Origin of the sequence: Aquabacterium sp. G14 (genome assembly GCF_037482285.1) — a bacterium.
Taxonomy (GTDB): Bacteria; Pseudomonadota; Gammaproteobacteria; order Burkholderiales; family Burkholderiaceae_C; genus Aquabacterium.
On the sequence record NZ_JBBEYB010000027.1, the window covers coordinates 1 to 16,733 of the forward strand.

18 protein-coding genes are annotated in these 16,733 nt (G+C 64.4%); 2 read left to right on the forward strand and 16 right to left on the reverse strand.

Annotation, left to right across the window (positions count from 1 at the left end):
* Nucleotides 1-40: 40 nt before the first annotated feature.
* From WIT60_RS16415 to WIT60_RS16490, 16 genes are read right to left on the reverse strand one after another with little or no spacing between them, the layout of a single operon-like run.
* Nucleotides 41-979 (reverse strand): glutathione S-transferase family protein, encoded by a 939-nt coding sequence (locus tag WIT60_RS16415; RefSeq protein WP_339584916.1) that lies wholly within the window; start codon nt 977-979, stop codon nt 41-43.
* A gap of 47 nt (nt 980-1,026) precedes the next feature.
* A complete protein-coding gene (locus WIT60_RS16420; protein ID WP_339584917.1) occupies nt 1,027-1,182 on the reverse strand; it encodes an SDR family oxidoreductase in 156 nt (51 codons plus the stop codon).
* The gene (locus tag WIT60_RS16425; RefSeq protein WP_339584918.1) at nt 1,179-1,694 is read right to left on the reverse strand and encodes a flavin reductase; all 516 of its coding nucleotides are present in this window, start codon (nt 1,692-1,694) and stop codon (nt 1,179-1,181) included. Before WIT60_RS16425 ends, WIT60_RS16420 begins: the two co-directional genes overlap by 4 nt.
* Nucleotides 1,695-1,706: 12 nt before the next feature.
* Nucleotides 1,707-2,687, reverse strand: a complete 981-nt coding sequence (locus WIT60_RS16430; protein WP_339584919.1) for a PDR/VanB family oxidoreductase — start codon at nt 2,685-2,687, stop codon at nt 1,707-1,709.
* Between the two features lie 10 nt (nt 2,688-2,697).
* Nucleotides 2,698-2,976: an SDR family oxidoreductase gene (locus WIT60_RS16435; RefSeq protein WP_339584920.1), complete on the reverse strand. Its 279-nt coding sequence runs from the start codon at nt 2,974-2,976 to the stop codon at nt 2,698-2,700.
* The gene (locus WIT60_RS16440; protein WP_339584921.1) at nt 2,966-3,100 is read right to left on the reverse strand and encodes a hypothetical protein; all 135 of its coding nucleotides are present in this window, start codon (nt 3,098-3,100) and stop codon (nt 2,966-2,968) included. The genes WIT60_RS16435 and WIT60_RS16440 overlap by 11 nt, the downstream gene beginning before the upstream one ends.
* A 21-nt stretch (nt 3,101-3,121) precedes the next feature.
* Complete coding sequence (locus tag WIT60_RS16445) at nt 3,122-4,306, reverse strand: acyl-CoA dehydrogenase family protein (RefSeq protein ID WP_339584922.1); 1,185 nt, start codon at nt 4,304-4,306, stop codon at nt 3,122-3,124.
* 25 nt (nt 4,307-4,331) lie between these two features.
* Nucleotides 4,332-5,270 carry a glutathione S-transferase family protein gene (locus tag WIT60_RS16450; RefSeq protein ID WP_339584916.1) on the reverse strand — a complete coding sequence of 313 codons (939 nt, stop codon included), beginning with the start codon at nt 5,268-5,270 and terminating at the stop codon, nt 4,332-4,334.
* 24 nt (nt 5,271-5,294) lie between these two features.
* Complete coding sequence (locus tag WIT60_RS16455) at nt 5,295-6,323, reverse strand: porin (protein ID WP_339584923.1); 1,029 nt, start codon at nt 6,321-6,323, stop codon at nt 5,295-5,297.
* A complete protein-coding gene (locus WIT60_RS16460; protein WP_339584924.1) occupies nt 6,320-6,622 on the reverse strand; it encodes a metallophosphoesterase family protein in 303 nt (100 codons plus the stop codon). The genes WIT60_RS16455 and WIT60_RS16460 overlap by 4 nt, the downstream gene beginning before the upstream one ends.
* A 15-nt stretch (nt 6,623-6,637) precedes the next feature.
* Entirely contained in the window at nt 6,638-7,897 is a 1,260-nt protein-coding gene (locus WIT60_RS16465) for an ABC transporter substrate-binding protein (protein WP_339584925.1), read from the reverse strand.
* An 18-nt stretch (nt 7,898-7,915) separates the two neighbouring features.
* Nucleotides 7,916-8,749, reverse strand: coding sequence for a carbohydrate ABC transporter permease (locus WIT60_RS16470; RefSeq protein ID WP_339584926.1), 834 nt, complete (start codon nt 8,747-8,749; stop codon nt 7,916-7,918).
* Nucleotides 8,746-9,618, reverse strand: coding sequence for a carbohydrate ABC transporter permease (locus WIT60_RS16475; protein WP_333907634.1), 873 nt, complete (start codon nt 9,616-9,618; stop codon nt 8,746-8,748). Before WIT60_RS16475 ends, WIT60_RS16470 begins: the two co-directional genes overlap by 4 nt.
* Before the next feature lie 9 nt (nt 9,619-9,627).
* Nucleotides 9,628-10,770 carry an ABC transporter ATP-binding protein gene (locus WIT60_RS16480; RefSeq protein ID WP_339584927.1) on the reverse strand — a complete coding sequence of 381 codons (1,143 nt, stop codon included), beginning with the start codon at nt 10,768-10,770 and terminating at the stop codon, nt 9,628-9,630.
* Complete coding sequence (locus tag WIT60_RS16485; protein WP_031942800.1) at nt 10,763-11,134, reverse strand: type 2 periplasmic-binding domain-containing protein; 372 nt, start codon at nt 11,132-11,134, stop codon at nt 10,763-10,765. The genes WIT60_RS16480 and WIT60_RS16485 overlap by 8 nt, the downstream gene beginning before the upstream one ends.
* Before the next feature lie 37 nt (nt 11,135-11,171).
* The gene (locus WIT60_RS16490; RefSeq protein ID WP_339584928.1) at nt 11,172-12,452 is read right to left on the reverse strand and encodes a metallophosphoesterase family protein; all 1,281 of its coding nucleotides are present in this window, start codon (nt 12,450-12,452) and stop codon (nt 11,172-11,174) included.
* 215 nt (nt 12,453-12,667) lie between these two features.
* Here WIT60_RS16490 and WIT60_RS16495 point away from each other — a divergent pair, with 215 nt between their 5' ends.
* Nucleotides 12,668-13,576, forward strand: coding sequence for a TetR family transcriptional regulator (locus tag WIT60_RS16495; RefSeq protein WP_031942798.1), 909 nt, complete (start codon nt 12,668-12,670; stop codon nt 13,574-13,576).
* A 98-nt stretch (nt 13,577-13,674) separates the two neighbouring features.
* On the forward strand, nt 13,675-16,590 hold the full coding sequence (locus WIT60_RS16500; RefSeq protein WP_003049965.1) for a Tn3-like element IS1071 family transposase: 2,916 nt from the start codon (nt 13,675-13,677) through the stop codon (nt 16,588-16,590).
* Nucleotides 16,591-16,733 lie beyond the last annotated feature (143 nt).

A 16,733-nucleotide genomic window follows, 5' to 3' on the forward strand; every position in this document is an offset into this window, starting at 1 on the left:
GGCTTCCGTTGTCATGATCTGGTCTCCTTGGTCGGCGGAATCAGGCGGGCAGCACGTCGAACCCCAGGCGGGGAAAGTGCAAGTGCAGGTCGCCAGCCTGCGGGTCGTGGCGGTGGATCACCACCTGGGCGTCGCTGGCGGCCACCAGCGTGCCGTGCACCGGTACGCGCGCGTTGTCGTCGGGCGTCACCACGACGGCGGCGCCTGGCTTGAGACCGCCCGGGTCGCCGTCGGGGCGCAGGTGGGTGACGGGCGCGGGGTGCGCGGCCGCCGCGGCCGCCAGCGCTTCTTCGGGCGTCATCGGCGTGACATGCCCGTGACCGATGGCCGCCAGGCGGTCGTACCAGGCCTCCAGTCCTTGCAGGCCGGCCAGCGCATCCACCTCGGGCGGCGAGTTCTTGCGCAGCATGAAGGTCGTCTGCCAGCAGGCCAGGTCGAGCACGCTGGGGGTGGGACCGAACAGGAAATCGTGGCCGCGGACACGCGCCGCCGCCAGCGCCGATTTGAGCCAGCTGTACTGGGCATGCAGCACCTGCAGGTGGTGCGGCAGTTCGGGCGCCATCGCCGGCTTGCTGATGTCGATGCCCAGAAAGCCCTCCTTGCGGTCCTTGATGAACTCCGGCGGCAATGCGTCACCAATGTAGTGCACCAGCACGCCGATGGTGGGGATCAAGACCGCCCGCTCCCATGCAAATGCCATGCCGCGCGCCAGGCCCTCGCAATCATTCGGGTACAGCGACGGTTCGGGTTGCAGGCGCTCCAGCGCGGGCAGGATGGCATTGGTGTCGCAGTAGATGTCGGCCCCGATCTGCAGCACCGGGATTCGGCGATAGCCACCGGTGAGCGCGGCCAGCAGGGGACGCGGTGGCAGCGGCGCCACATCCACCGATCGCCAGGCGATGCGCTTGAGGCCCAGGGTAGTGCGGATCTTTTCCGAGAAGGGCGAGAACGCGTAGTTGTGAAGAACGATGTCGGTCAAGGAATGTCTCCGGTGAGGTGTGTTCTTGTGAGGTTGTCCGGCGGTCTTCAGTACATGATGTGGCCGCCGTCGACCACGAGCGTTTGTCCCGACACGAAGCCCGACAGGTCGGACAGCATGTACACGGCGGTGCCGACGAGATCGTCCGGCCGCTGCTCGCGCCCGATGGCGCGAGCCTTCAGGAACGACTGCTGCCGCGTCATGGTGCCGGGGCGCTGGCGCCCAGCTGGTGATAGGCGCGGTTGAAATAGGCCAGGCCGTTCGAGCGCTCGCCGTTGAGACGGATGCCGCGCAGCTCTGCGAAGAAGATGCTGTGCGAACCGACCTCGTGGATATGGCTGATCTCGCCGTCGAAGTTGACCAGCGCGCCTTCGAGTGCCGGAGCGCCGGTGGCGAGCGCCGACCAGGGCGCCTGCTCGAAACGCCGGTCCATGGTGACGTCGCGGTTGGCGAACAGCGCCGACACCGCCTGCTGGTCGGCGGCCAGAACATTGACGCAGATGGTGCGGTTCTCGACGAAGAAGCGGTGTGCGAAGGAGCTGCGGTTCATGCAGACCAGCAGCGTCGGTGGCTGGTCGGTCACGCTGCAGACGGCGGAGGCGGTGAAGCCGGCCAGGCCCGCCGGGCCGTCGGTGGTGATGACGTTGACGGCGCCGGCCAGCAGGGCCATGCCATTGCGAAAGTCGGCGATGGGAACGGGGGTGGTTTGGTTCACGGTGTGTCCTCTTCAGATGTCCAGCACCAGCCGGGCCGACTTGGCGCGCGAACAGCAGGTCATGATCTGGTCGTTGTCGGCCTTTTCCTCGTCGGTGAGGTAGACGTCGCGGTGGTCGCATTCGCCTTCGAGCACGGTGCAGACGCAGGTGCCGCAGACGCCTTCCTCGCACGAGACCTCGACCTTGATGCCGATGGTCTTCAGCGCGGCGACGATCGACTGGCCTTCTTCCACCCGTACCGTCTTGCCGCTGGCTTGGGCCACCACCTCGAAGCCGGCACCGCTGGTATCGATGTCGGCGTTGAAGTACTCGCGGTGAATGCTGGCCGAGGGCAGGCCGGCCTTCTCGCCGGTGGCGATGACCCATTCCATGAAGCCCGAGGGACCGCAGGTGTAGAGGTGGGTGCCCGAGGTGCCCGCGGCGGCCAGGATGGCTGCGAGCTGCAGCTTCGAGGCCTCGCCGGCATCGTCGAAATGCAGCGTCACCTTGTCTGCGAAGGGTGCTGCGGTCAGCTCATCGACAAAGGCGCTGCTGGCGGCCGAGCGGGCGCAGTAATGCAGCTCGAACGACCTGCCGGCGGCTTGCAGGGCATGGGCCATGGAGATCATCGGCGTGATGCCGATGCCGCCGCCCACCAGCACGCTGTGCTGCGCGTCGGCTGCCAGCGGAAAGTGGTTGCGCGGCGCGCCGATCGTGAGTGTGGTGCCTTCGCTCAGCCGGTCGAAGACGGCCGACGAGCCGCCGCGCGAGGCGGGGTCGCGCAGCACGCCCAGGCGGTAGCGCCCGGCATCGGCCGGGTCGCCGCACAGGGAGTACTGGCGCACTAGGTCTTCTGCCACGTGCACGTCGATGTGTGCGCCGGCCTCGAAGGCGGGCAGGGGGCTGTCGTCCGCGCTGCGCAGGTCGAGCACGACAACGGCGCCGCCCTGGACTTCCCGGCGGCGGACGACGACCTGGAGGGTGTCGGTGGTGATGGTGCTCGCGCTGCTCATGTTGGGCTCCTTAACGCATGAAAATGCCGCCGTTGACGTCCCAGGCCGCGCCGGTGCAGGAGTCGGCGTCGGGCGAGGCCAGTTGAACGACCTGCTGTGCGATGAAGCCGGGCTTGCCCAGCTTCTGCACCGGGATCAGGGCGACGAGTTTTTCGAGCTTCTCGGCCGGCACCGCGGCACGTACCGAGGGCAGGTCGAGGGGGCCGGGCGCCATCACGCGCAGGGCATGTTCCACAGGATTGGTGAAGCGGGCACGGCGAAAGACAGCGCCCAGGCCATCAAACCCCAAGTCGGCAGGATCGAAATTTACGTTGGAAGTGTCGAACTCGGGCGGCCTGGGTCGAGTCGAAGAAGTTCTGGTTGATGCCGATGCAGAACAGGGTGCGCAGGGGTGGTTTCTTTTCGGTGGTCATGTCGGTTTTCCTGGGTGAATGTCAAAGGTAGCCGGGCAGGGGCTTCAGGCCGAACAGCATCGCGCCGGCGTTCTGGTAGGTGATGTCGCCCATGTAGGCGTGCTGGGTCACCACCAGGCTGTCCTGCACCTGGGTGGCCAGCGCACAGTCGCGGTAGATGCCGGTCATGCCGGCGAGCATCTGCACCGCCCGGGTCACTTCGGCGCCGGTGCGGGTGGCGTGGGTGGACGACAGGCGCAGCATGCTGACCTGGTCGGGCGTCGGCGTGCGGCCCTGCAGCAGCAGGTTCCATACCTCGTCCATGGACTGGTAGAAAAAGGCGCGGGCGGCGCGCAGGCCGGCTTCGGCGCGCGCGATTTCCATCTGCACCTGGGGCCGGTCGGCGGTACGCGGCGCGCCGGTGACGGAGGTGCGGCCGGTGGCCAGGTTCTTGAGCTCCTCGATCGCGCCGCGCGCCACGCCGAGCGACACCACGCTGAGCACCTGGGCGGCCAACGACAGGCCGGGGTAGCGGAAGATGGGCGCGTCCATCTGCGCCGGGCTGCCGCGCACGAAAGTCCAGTCCTCGGGCACGACGACCTTGTCGACCACCAGGTCGTGGCTGCCGGTGCCGGCCAGGCCGATGACGTCCCAGTTGGGCTGCACCCGAGCCCGCGACGCCGGCATGACCGCGATGCGGGGCAGGGGCTGGCCTTCGCCACCGGGCGGGATGATGCCGACGCCGACCACCGTGGCGCCCATGCAGCCGCTCGAGAAGCTCCAGCGGCCCGAGACCTCGAAGCCACCCTCGACGGCGGCGGCCTGCTGCGGCGGGAACATGCCGCCGGCAAACACCACGTCGGGCGTGTCGGCGTAGATGGTTTTCAGCGTGGCCGGCGGCAGCGAGGCCAGGTAGGCGACCCCCATGCCGAAGCTGGCGACCCAGCCGGCCGAGCCGTCGGCCTGCGAGATGCGTTCGACCAGCTCGCAGAACTGGCGCGGCGAGCGCTCGTCGCCACCCAGGCTGCGGGGCACCAGGGCGCGGTAGATGCCGTGCTCCTTGAAGCTTTCGATGATGTCCGGCGAGATGAATTTCTGCCGGCCGAACTCGGCGCTGCGGGCGCGGATGTCGATCAGCAGATCGTCGAACGACTGGTGCGCGGCATTGCCTGGCACGGTGCGTGTGGCGGAGGGGGCGCGTTCGGGTGCGAGGGCTTCCGTTGTCATGATCTGGTCTCCTTGGTCGGCGGAATCAGGCGGGCAGCACGTCGAACCCCAGGCGGGGAAAGTGCAAGTGCAGGTCGCCAGCCTGCGGGTCGTGGCGGTGGATCACCACCTGGGCGTCGCTGGCGGCCACCAGCGTGCCGTGCACCGGTACGCGCGCGTTGTCGTCGGGCGTCACCACGACGGCGGCGCCTGGCTTGAGACCGCCCGGGTCGCCGTCGGGGCGCAGGTGGGTGACGGGCGCGGGGTGCGCGGCCGCCGCGGCCGCCAGCGCTTCTTCGGGCGTCATCGGCGTGACATGCCCGTGACCGATGGCCGCCAGGCGGTCGTACCAGGCCTCCAGTCCTTGCAGGCCGGCCAGCGCATCCACCTCGGGCGGCGAGTTCTTGCGCAGCATGAAGGTCGTCTGCCAGCAGGCCAGGTCGAGCACGCTGGGGGTGGGACCGAACAGGAAATCGTGGCCGCGGACACGCGCCGCCGCCAGCGCCGATTTGAGCCAGCTGTACTGGGCATGCAGCACCTGCAGGTGGTGCGGCAGTTCGGGCGCCATCGCCGGCTTGCTGATGTCGATGCCCAGAAAGCCCTCCTTGCGGTCCTTGATGAACTCCGGCGGCAATGCGTCACCAATGTAGTGCACCAGCACGCCGATGGTGGGGATCAAGACCGCCCGCTCCCATGCAAATGCCATGCCGCGCGCCAGGCCCTCGCAATCATTCGGGTACAGCGACGGTTCGGGTTGCAGGCGCTCCAGCGCGGGCAGGATGGCATTGGTGTCGCAGTAGATGTCGGCCCCGATCTGCAGCACCGGGATTCGGCGATAGCCACCGGTGAGCGCGGCCAGCAGGGGACGCGGTGGCAGCGGCGCCACATCCACCGATCGCCAGGCGATGCGCTTGAGGCCCAGGGTAGTGCGGATCTTTTCCGAGAAGGGCGAGAACGCGTAGTTGTGAAGAACGATGTCGGTCATGGAATGTCTCCGGTGAGGTGTGTATCAGAAAGAGTGGGTCAGGCCAAAGCCGTAACCGTTGCTGGACTTGGCGGTAGCAGCGCCAGACACGTTCAGGGCGGCGTTGCCATTGGCCAACTGGAAGTAGGCCTGGGTGCGCTTGCTCAGGTTGTACTTGTAGCCAGCGATGATGGAGCGCTTGTCGCTGCCAGAGGCTTCAGCCACGTTGTACGAAGCGTAGATAGAGCCGGGGCCCACGGGAGCGGTCACGCCCAGGGCGTAGCCGGTATCCTTATCAGAAGTTTGGTTGCTGTCGTCACGGTAGGTGAAGAACACCTTGGCCACGGCGAAGTCATAGGCTGCGCCCAACTGGGTCACCGATTTCGGCTTCAGGTTGGCAGGAATCGTCTTAGCAGTCGCGCCGCTTCCGGTGGTGAATTGAACGGTACCCGCACCCTGGTAGCTGACCAGAGATGCACTCAGCGGACCATTGTCGTAGCGGACGGCAACGCCGTAACCATCATCACCATTGGTGATTTCAGAGGGTGCGTACTCCAACTGCACTTGGAAACCAGCGAAGCGGGGCGAGTGGTACTGGATGGCGTTGTTCACGTACACCGAGCTACCAGCGTTGGCCACCAGGCCAGCCAGCACGGTGTTGGCGTCGTAGCCGGTCACGCCCTTGGTGCCGTTGGCGAAGAAGGCGTTGCCGGCAAGGGTGTTCACCGGACGGCCGGCACGCAGGGTACCGAAGTTGCCGGTCAGGCCCACGAACATGTCGTTGTTACCAAAGGCGGAACCAGAGGTGTTGGCCGACAGAGCGCCCAGGGTGCCGTCATCAGGGTTGAACGAGGTGGAGGCCTTGAACACAGCCTTCAGGCCGCCGCCCAGGTCTTCGGTGCCGCTGATAGTCCAGTTGCTGGTGGCGTTGCGGTTGCCGGTCACCTTGTTGGCGTCACCGGAAAAACGCTTTTCAAAGCCGACGTCGATCAGGCCCGACAGGGTCACGGACGACTGAGCGAAAGAGGCGCTGGTGGCTGCCACGGCGGCCAGTGCGATCAGGGTCTTCTTCATGAAAAAATTCTCCAAGGGTTGATAGAGGCCAACGGTCTGTGCCGCTGGGCCAACCTCCGTGAGGAAGCTGTGGTCATTCCATCAGAAAGGCGCCACGCTGACCATGTTTCCAAACGTGGTCGAGTTGTTGGCGCCGACTGATGTGCGAGGTCGCCCGTGATCACGCAAGACGCTGCGTCCGCGTGCTCGGCGATCACGCTGTCGATGCAGCGCTCGAACCGTTTGCCGGGGTCATGGCCGTAGAGGGCGCGACCCTGCTCGACAAGATGAATGTCCGTGATGTGGATGAACTTGTGCATGGTCGTGCCTTCCACTCAGCGCGGCAGCAATGCCTGGACGGCCTTGCTCATCTTGCTAAGGGCAACGGCGGGTTGCACCTCTTGCGAAACCACGGTCTGGAGGTGATCCTTGATTACGTCGGTAATCTTGAAGCCGTTGTCACCCGGAAACGCGTACGTGGCGGTGAGTACCGGCATCTGCGCGATGGCGGTCAGATAATTGGGGTTTGCCTTGTAGAAGGGCGCAAGCAGGTTCGGGTCGGTCGCTGGCAACGTGTTGGCCGGGATTTGGCCGGTTGCCTTGACCATGGTCGTCGCGCCCAGCGGGCCGGTGGCGAACTTGATGTATTCCCAAGCAGCGGCCTGCTTGGCAGGATCCTTGGAAAACATCATCGCTGCATTGCCGCCGGCCGGCAGTCGGCCGTCCTTGGCAACGGGCATGCGGGCGGTACGAAGCTCGAACTTGCCTCCCACCTGCTTCGTGATGCTGCCCAGGCGCGCACTGGATGTCACCAGTACCGCGAGCTTGCCGCTCACGAAGTCCTGCAAGGTGGCCGAAGAGGAGATGTTGCGCATCTCACCCTGCTTGACGAGCTTCTCGAGGGTCAGCATGGCGGCCTTGCCTGCGGGGCCGTCGAAGGCCACCTTCTTCTCGTCGGCGGTCAACATGGTGCCGCCGTTGCTGAAGACCAGCACCTGCCACATCCAGTCCGAGAGGTCCCACTCGACGTGAAGGCTCTCGGTGCCGGGCGTTGCCGCCTTCGACTTTTTGGCCGCGTTGATGATGGCATCCCAGTTCATGGGAAAGCGATCGGGCTCCACGCCCGCCTTGCGCATCAGGTCGGCGTTGTAGTAGATGACGGGTGTACCCAGCGCGAAGCCGATGCCGACCTGCTGACCCTTGACTTGCCCCAGTGAAAGCAACGCTTGGTCGTAACCCATCCCCGCCCAGCCCTTCTCCGCCTTGATGAAGGGCGTCAGGTCGACAGCGAGCCCACGGTCGGCAAACACGCGCAGACGATGGAGGCCCTGATAAGACACATCGGGGAGCTGGCCCGTGACGGCCTGGCGCAGAACCCGTTGTGCCAAGACCTCGTAGTCAGGCGCGGGCGCACGGAACGTGACCTTGTACTGGGGGAACTTCGCCATGAAGTCTTTTGCGATTGATTCATGGACCTCTTGGAAGATACCAGCGTACGCGTAGTCGACCACGATCTCAGTCGGTTGCTGAGCCTGTGCCAGGCCGGTGGTCATTAACACGGCCAGTGCGGCGGTTTTCTTGAACAGTTGTTTCATTGCTTGACTCCTTGCGGTTTAACCTTTGACGCCGGTGAGCGTCACACCTTCGATGAAGCGCTTTTGCGCGACGACGAACAACAGCACCAGCGGCGCCGTGATCAGCACCGTGCCGGCCATCAGCGGACCGTACGCGCTGCCTGCTTCCTCATTGCGGAAGAACATGGTTCCCAACGGCGGCGTCGCCAGATCGGGTGAATTGATGACCAGCAGTGGCCAGAAGTAGTCGTTCCAATGCCAGACCACCGAGAAGATCGAGAACGCCAGCAAGGCAGGCATGGCCGTGGGCAGCATCACGCGCCAGACGATCTCCAACTCACCCATGCCGTCGAGCCGCGCGGCGTGGATCAGGTCGTCGGGCACGGTGCGAAAGAACTGCCGCATCAGGAAGATGCCGAACGCGGACACGCTGAAAGGCAGGATGAGCGCGGCCATCGAGTCGAGCAGACCGGCGTGATACAGCATTACGTAGAGGGGGATGGCCGTGGCTTGGTATGGCACCATGAGCGCCAGCATCACCAAGCGCCAAGCCCACGGCTTGCCACGGAACGACAGCTTGGCAAAGGCGTAGGCGGCAGGCAGTGCCACCAGGATCTGCAGCACCAGGATGCCCGCGCAGACGAGCACGCCATTCCACAGGTAGCGCAGCAAGGGGACCTTGGTTAGCGCGAGGGTGTAGTTCTCCACTGCAGCGAAGCGCGTCGGAAAAAGATGAATCTCGCTGCCGAAGATTTCGTCGGCAGGCTTGAGCGAGGTCAGCACCATCCAGATGAACGGCATCAGGAAGACCAGGGCCACGACCATCAGCACCACGTGGCGAAGAATCCGAAAGGAAGGGGAAAGACGTTTCATGCGTAGTGCGTCCTGCGCTCCAGCGCGGCGTGCTGGATCTGGGTCAAGAGGAAGATGCCGGCGATGAAGACCACCGTCATGGCGCTGGCGTAACCCATGCGGAAGAAGCTGAACCCCTCCGCATAGATGGTGTGCAGCAGCACTTCGGTGGCCTTGTTCGGCCCGCCCTTGGTGAGCACGTGAACGGTGTCGAAGACTTGCAGGGCGCGGATGGCGCAGACAGTGATGACGAACAAGGTGGTAGGGCCCAGCAACGGCCAGGTGACGAAGCGGAATCGATCGAAGGGGCGCTCGATGCCGTCGAGTTCCGCCGCATCGCGCACGTCGCGGGGGATTCCTTGCAGCCCGGCCAGGAAGAACACCAGGGCAAGCCCCGACATCTGCCAGATGCCGATCGCGGCGAGCGAGTACAGCGCGAGGTGGCGGTCGTTGAGCCAGTTCTGGGGTGCGACGCCGACCTGCTGGAGCAGGTGATTGACGAGCCCGGCGCTCGGATGCAGCAGGAACTCCCACACGAACGCCATTGCGATCAGCGTCGATGCGACCGGCATGAAAAAGGCTGTGCGGTAGAAGCCGCGTCCCGATCGATCGGATTCGATCAACAAGGCGAGGCTCAGGCCCAGCGTGATCGATCCCCCGGTGACCAGGACGAGGTAGACAAGGGTGTTGGCCACAGACTTGCGGAACACCGCGTCCGACCAGAGTTCGGCGTAGTTCTGCAGGCCGACCCAGTTCAGGGTGGTGGCGCCGAACTGCCAATCGGTCAGCGACATCAGAAATACGGCAAGGACGGGTATGAACAGCAGAAGCGTCGCAAGAAGGCCCGCGGGCGCGAGAAGTGAAACGGTGGAAAGAGGATGGGCGCGCATGCTCGGCTTTCAGGCTACTCGCTTCAGGGTGTCGCATCGACCGATCGACATGCGCTGGCCGCCGGCGTCGAAGACATGCAGGGCTTCCCACGGGACCGTGACCTCGAACTCGGCCCCTGCGTGCGCTGCCGTGCCAGCCGGGAGGCAGACGATGCAGGCTTCCCCCTGGCTCGGCAGGGTCAGCGTGGCCATCAATTCGGCACCCGCGTATTCCACATGGCCAACCACGCCGCGCACGGTGAGGCCCGGCGCCTTTGCCAAGGTGACAGTCTGCGGCCGGAAGGCGACATGGCAGGGCCCGCCGTTCCCCGCGGTATCTGCGATGCGTTGCCCCAGGCAATGGATCTCGCCATTGGCGAGGATGTCGCCCGGCACGACGTTGATCCGCGGTGCGCCGACGAATCGAGCCACCTCGAGGCTTTGTGGCCGCATGTACAGATCTTCGGGTGGCGCCACCTGAAGGATGCGGCCTTCGCGCATGACCGCCACACGGTCCGACATGGACATGGCTTCGTGCTGATCGTGCGTGACGTAGATGAACGTCACGCCCAACTGGTCGTGAAGCTGCCGGATCTCGGCACGCAGCGCATGGCGAAGGTTGGCGTCCAGATTAGAAAGGGGCTCGTCGAACAGGAACACGGAGGGGTGGCGAACCATCGCGCGCGCCAGGGCGACGCGTTGGCGCTGGCCGCCCGACAGGTGCGCCGGCTTACGATCGAGTAACCCGTCGATGGCGAGTCGCCGGGCCACTTCATGTGCGCTGGCATGGATGTCGGCGAGCCGGCGGCGCACCCCGGGGGATACCAGGCGTGCCCCCGGCAGGCGACCCCAGAACCCCAGGCCGCGCATCACCAGCGGCATCGAGATGTTCTCGCGCACGGTCATGTGCGGGTACAGCGCATAGGACTGGAACACCATCGCGCAGTCCCGTGCGCTGGGTGACAGGGCGAGCAGGTCGCGGTCTCCCATGCGGATCGTGCCGGTGTCGGGCGTGTCCAGGCCGGCGATCAGCTTCAGCAAGGTGGACTTGCCGCAACCGGACGCGCCCAGCAGGGTGAGGAATTCGCCGTCGCGCACTGTCAGGTCGAGTTCCTGAAGAACGGCAGCGTTGCCGAAGCGTTTGGTCAGGCCGGAAATCTGGATGTCAGACATGGTCGTTCGTCTCCGCCGTTGACTGAGTCGATGTCCGGGCGGCCATCCAGCTGTGAAACTCTGCGTAGCCCGAAAACGCCACGTCGAGCGGGCGCTGCGCAGCCACGTCGGCCTGCAAGCGGGGCATCAGCTGCGCGACGTTCACGCCGACCGCGTTCACCTTGACGTTGGGGTTGGCCGCCATGAACTCCTGCAGCAGCTTGCGGGTGCCATCGGCGCCCAGGCCCGCGGTGGCCAGGTTGTAGTTGTAGAAGGTGATGGTCACCGGCTTGTCCACGGTCGCCGGGACGGGGCCTGCGCGGCCGGGCAGCGACACGGTGGCGGCCAGGGCGGCCGCGCCAAGAAGGAAAGTCTTTCTGATCATGATGATGCCTTTGGAAAGAAGGGGAGCAGGGAAACGCTCAAGCGCGTTGGGCCATCTGCGTCTCGTTGGCGGTTTCGCCGTCGACGCGGGCGCGTTCGAAGCGGGTGTGGAAGTCGACCAGGTCGAACTCGACGTCGTCGAGTGCCCGGAACTCGGCCTCCGACATTTCGGGATGCTCGTGGCCGTACCAAGCGGCGTACTGGGGCAGATCGGACGCGTAGGCCTTGAAGTAGGTCGAGTAGGCCCGCAGGCGCAGGCGCGGCCGTTGCGCGTCGAGATCGAACTCCATCAGGCGCAGCCAGCCGTCGCCGATGCCGTCGATCACTGTGGCGTCGGGGAAAGTGCCGCGAAGCGACTGCTTGCGGCCCTGGTAGTTGCTGAGGAACTGGAACACCTGGTTGCCGTGCTGGTTCGGGTCGACGCGGTGGCGCACGCCATGGAAATGGCCGTTCAGCACCGCCAGGATCTGGTCATGGCGGGAAATCAGGCTGTCCCAGAGCCGGTCGGGGGTGTGGCGCTCGGGGTCCAGGCGGGACAGGTCCAGGCATTCCGCGGCTTGGCGCTCACCCCGGGGATTGAGGAACTCGTGGATGGACACGATGGTCGGCACCCCGGGAAAGGCCTGCAGAACCGACTCGGCCCAGTCGACCACCTCGCCGTCGGGCGACATCTCCAGGCCCAGGTGCAGGAAGCGGTGGGTGCCGCCGGTGAAGATCTGGGCGCTGTTGGCGCCCTGCCGGAACGAGGAAACATACCAGGGCTGGTTCTTGAAGAAAGGCGTCTGGGCGCCGAAGTTGCGCGTCCAGTTCTCCAGCGAGCCGCAATGGATGCTGCCCACGCTGGCCAGGTCCAGGCGGTGCAAGTCGATCGCGCCGGGCTGCGGGGGGTAGTCGGCGTCGGCCCACATGTGATCGTGGTCATGGTTGCCCGGGACCACGGAGAAGGGCAACTGGCCGGCGAGGATCTCGTAGGCCGTCCTGACGGCGGGGATCTCGATGTTCAGCACCTGCTCCGGCGCAGGCGCCACGTGGTCTGCGAGCAAGGGGCTGACGATGGACCGGTGGCCGCGCCGCGCATGAGCTGCGTCCACGTCCGCGCTCATCTGGTGCTGCCACATGTCGCCCAGCGCGGTGGCGAAAGCGATCTCACCGCCATTGCCCACCGCGTTGCGGGCGATGAAGTGCATCATGTCCCAGAGCAGCTCGCGCGCGTTGAACGGGAAGCCCGCCGCGCGCTGGTTGCGGTAGCTCACATAGTTCTGCGTGTCGGGCACGACGGCGACGGTGAAGCGGGAATGGGAACGGGCGGACTCTTGCATGGCGGCACCTTTGACAGAAAGGGCGAAACCGACCCCACGCCGGCACTTCGCACTGTGTTTAGAACGTATGTACAGTAAGGTCACCCCATGACGGATTGATGACTTGTAATGGTTTTATGGGCCAATTCATGGCAAGTTGAATGGGTACTTTGGATAGAATTGGAACGGATGTACTGTCCAAGGGGCAGCGAACAAACGAAAATAGGAGACGTCAGGTGTTCACGGAGATGCCGACCGCGGCCCATGCCGACCGGCTGACGGAAGCCGCCTTCGAACTGGCCTGCGAGCAGGGATTCGCCGAGCTGAGCGCGCGGTCCCTGGCCGCCCGGACCGGGGGCAGCCCGTCCGCGATCAACTACCATTTCGGCGGCCGCGAGCAGCTGCTGCTCGCCGTCCACGCGGAGCTGGGCCGCAGGATGGAGGCCGCACGCGCCGACGCGCTGGCGCGCTGCCTCGAGCAGATGCCCGCCTGGGTGGAGCTGCCCGATATGGTCGCCGCCCTGCTGCAGATGCGGCTGGGCGAGCAGCGCAAGATCCTGGCCCTGCGGGACGAACTGGAGCTCGAGGTGAGCACGGGGCGCGAACCGCAGCTGCGGCCAGCGGCCGAGCAGGAGGTCGCGCAGGAGCGGCAGTTCTGGTGCGGGCTCGCGCGCCAGTTCGACGCCGGCCCCGTGGCGGCAGAAGCCTGGGCCGATCTTGCCCTGGGGCTGACGGGCCTGCTGCTGTGCGAGACCGATCCGGCGGCCCGCTCCGCCTGGATCACGACGCCAACCGCGCGGCTGCATGCCCGCCTGGGCCGGCAGCCCATCGTGCCGTCGGTCACGCGCAAGGCGGATGCCCGGGCCAGCATCGACGCCTTCGCTCGCGAGCGGGCGCAGACCAATGAGACTGCGCTGCGCATCCTTGACGCCACGCTCTCGACCATTGCCCGCAAGGGCGCGGACCGCGTGGTGCAGCGGGAGATCGCGGCGCGTGCCGAGGTGTCACTGGCGGCGGTCACCTACTTCTTCCGGACCAAGCACGACCTGATCACAGCGGCATTCGCCGAGCACTGCCGCCGCCTGCGCAGCCAGAGACGGGGTCTCCTCGTTTTCAGTGCAATAAGTGACGGTACGCAAAGCTAGCACTGGCGCGGGGGTGGTCTGGGTAGACCGTTGATTTCATTGACTTTCCTGTTCGCTTTGTAAACGGGTATGGTGGCCTCCCACTTTTGAGGTTCACGATGCAGGGTTGGCACACAACGTTTTTGGGGATGCGTGGGCTCCCCCGCGATATCAGCGACTTCGAGATGAAGGCATTTTTCACCTTCGATGGTGCCGAGCGCGACGCAATCAATGCACGCCGAGGTGATTCCCACAAGCTTGGTCTGGCGCTCCATATTGGTTTCCTGCGCATGAGTGGGCGTTTGCTCGGTGCCTTTCGGGTAATTCCAGTAGCCTTGTGGCGCCACCTTGGCAACGAGCTTGGCATTGCAGCACCAGAAGTCGCCTCGCTGAGAGCCATGTATGAACGCGGGCGCACGCTATTCGATCACCAACAAGTAGCCTGCACGGTCCTTGGATTCCAGTGGATGAGCGAGCACCAGCGCCGCTCACTGGTACGTGAACTGCGCGACGAAGTGGCGCGCTGCGCCGACCGCGATCAGCTACTCGTGCGGGCGCGTCAATGGCTGTACAAGAACAAGCTGGTGATCGTGCACGAGCGGGCAATTCGGACACTGATTGCGGCGGCACTTGCCCAGCTTGAAGTTGAAACAGGCACCGCCATCGCCGCCAGCGTTGATCCAGCAACACTTGATCGCTGGCGAGCCTCAGTTTCAGAGCTGCGCCCAGATGGACAAACCCAGCAGAGTTGGCTATGGGCTGCACCGGCGAAACACTCAACCCGCCAAATCAGCGAGGTACTGGAGCGCATCGACCTGCTTTACACGCTGGACGTTCATAAGCACCTGGCAGACATCCCCGATCTCATCTTGCGCCGCTACGCGCGCCGACTTGTCTCCAGGCCGCCCTCAGCCGGAGCCAAGATCAAAGAGCCAGCGCGCACCGTGGAGGTCGCATGCTTTCTTCGGTATTGCCTGTTCACCACCACAGACCAGTTGATCCTTATGGTGCAGCGCCGGATCGCCGATCTGTGGCGTCAGGCTGCCGCCGATGTCCCCGCTACCGTCAATTGGGCCGCAATGTACAAAACGCTGCTCGGCGAACTTGTTGCCTTGAGCGCGCAAGGTGCGGTGCCAGATGCTGAGTTGCGTGCCCGTCTTGAAGCCTTGATCACCGAAACCCAGAAACGCAAACCACCGAGCAGGGCCTCCCTGGTCCGCGAGGGATTGATTGATGGAATTCGCCCCGTGCGGTCGTTGCTCGTCGCCATTGCAAAGCTGCCCTGGCAGGCCACCGGCGAGCATCCTGCCATCGAGTACCTTGCCAAGCTGCAAGCTTTATATCTCAAAGGATCCAGAAAGCTGCCAGTTGAAGTGGTGGCACCAAGTCTGGGAATGATCTGGCAGGTTTCGATCTCCAGCCCAGACCGGGAACGGGCGTTTCAGGCGTTGGAGGTGGCCACCCTGTTTGCCCTGCGCCGCGCGGTGCGCAATGGCTCGGTCTGGATTGAGCACAGCCTGAGCTTTCGGGGTCGTGCGCGCTTGTTCTTCACGGACGAGCGTTGGCAGGCAGAGTCCAAGAAACACTATGCCCGTCTATCGTTACCCAGCAAGGCTGCCACTTTCTTGAAGCCTTTGCTGGCCAGAGTAACTGCCGGTGTCGATGCGGTGGCCGCTGCAGCCCGCAGTGGCGTACTGCGCGTGGATGATGAACTCCATTTGTCGCCATTGCCCGCAGAGGACGAAGACCCAGAAGTGACCAAGCTGCGCGCGGCTTTGGATCACCGCATCGGTGAGGTTCAATTGCCGGAAGTGATTCTGGCCGTTGACGCCCAGGTGCGCTTTAGCTGGATCATGCTCGGACGTGAGCCGCGCTCTACCGACGAGCTGCTGATGGTCTATGCCGGCATCATGGCCCACGGCACCAGTCTGACTGCGGTCGAATGCGCGCGCATGATTCCGCAATTGTCTGCCACCAGCATTCGCCAGGCCATGCGCTGGGCGCGGGACGAACGGCGTCTGAGCCAGGCCTGCCAGGCTGTGCTGGAATTCATGCAGCGACACCCGATTGCCGCCACCTGGGGGCGGTCCGATTTGGCATCTTCTGACATGATGAGCATGGAGACCACCAAACGGGTGTGGCAAGCCCGGCTTGATCCTCGGCGCAACACACCTTCCATTGGAATCTACTCCCATGTAAAAGACCGGTGGGGCATCTTCCATGCGCAGCCCTTTGTGCTCAATGAGCGCCAGGCGGGCGTGGCCATTGAAGGTGTCATCCGCCAAGAAAAGCTGGAGACCAGCCAGCTTGCTGTGGATACCCATGGCTACACCGACTTTGCCATGTCACATGCCCGTTTGCTTGGTTTTGATCTTTGCCCGCGGTTGAAGGAACTCAAACAGCGCCACCTCTTTGTGCCACGCGGCACCAAAGTGCCCGCAGAAATCGCTGCGGTGTGCGAAGCCAATGTCGACGTCGCTTTGATCGAAAAGCATTGGGATAGTCTGGTGCACCTGGCAGCCTCGGTCATGAGCGGACATGCCAGTGCGGTGGCAGCTCTTGCGCGGTTCGGTTCTGCCGCCCAGGGCGATCCAATCTATGAGGCTGGCGTGCAATTGGGGCGGTTGCTGCGTACGGCGTTTTTGGCTGACTACTTTGTCAAGGACGCTTTCAGGAACGAGTTGCGCCGGGTGCTCAATCGGGGCGAGGCTGTTAACGCCCTCAAGCGCGCCATTTATACCGGCCGGATCAGCCCGGCGCAGGCCAAACGTGTCGATGAAATGCAGGCTGTGGCCGATGCGTTGAGCCTGATGGCCAACATCGTGATGGCGTGGAATACCTCACAGATGCAGGCGGTCCTGGATCGCTGGTCGAACCGCCGCCAGGTCATTCCACCGGAACTGATCGGGAAGATTGCGCCCACCAGGCTGGAGAGCATCAACTTGCGGGGTGTGTTTCGCTTCCCGGTTGACCGCTATGCTGACCAAATCCTGCCTTCGCGGCCAAATGCATCGATAACTGGCACCAATGGATGAAACCGACCACGGTTTGACGCCACGAATCGCAGATTTGAAAGTGAACAGGAAAGTCAATGAAATCAACGATCTACCAACACCACCTCCGCGCCAGTGCTAGCTTTTCGTACCGTCACTTATTGCACTGAAAACGAGGAGACCCC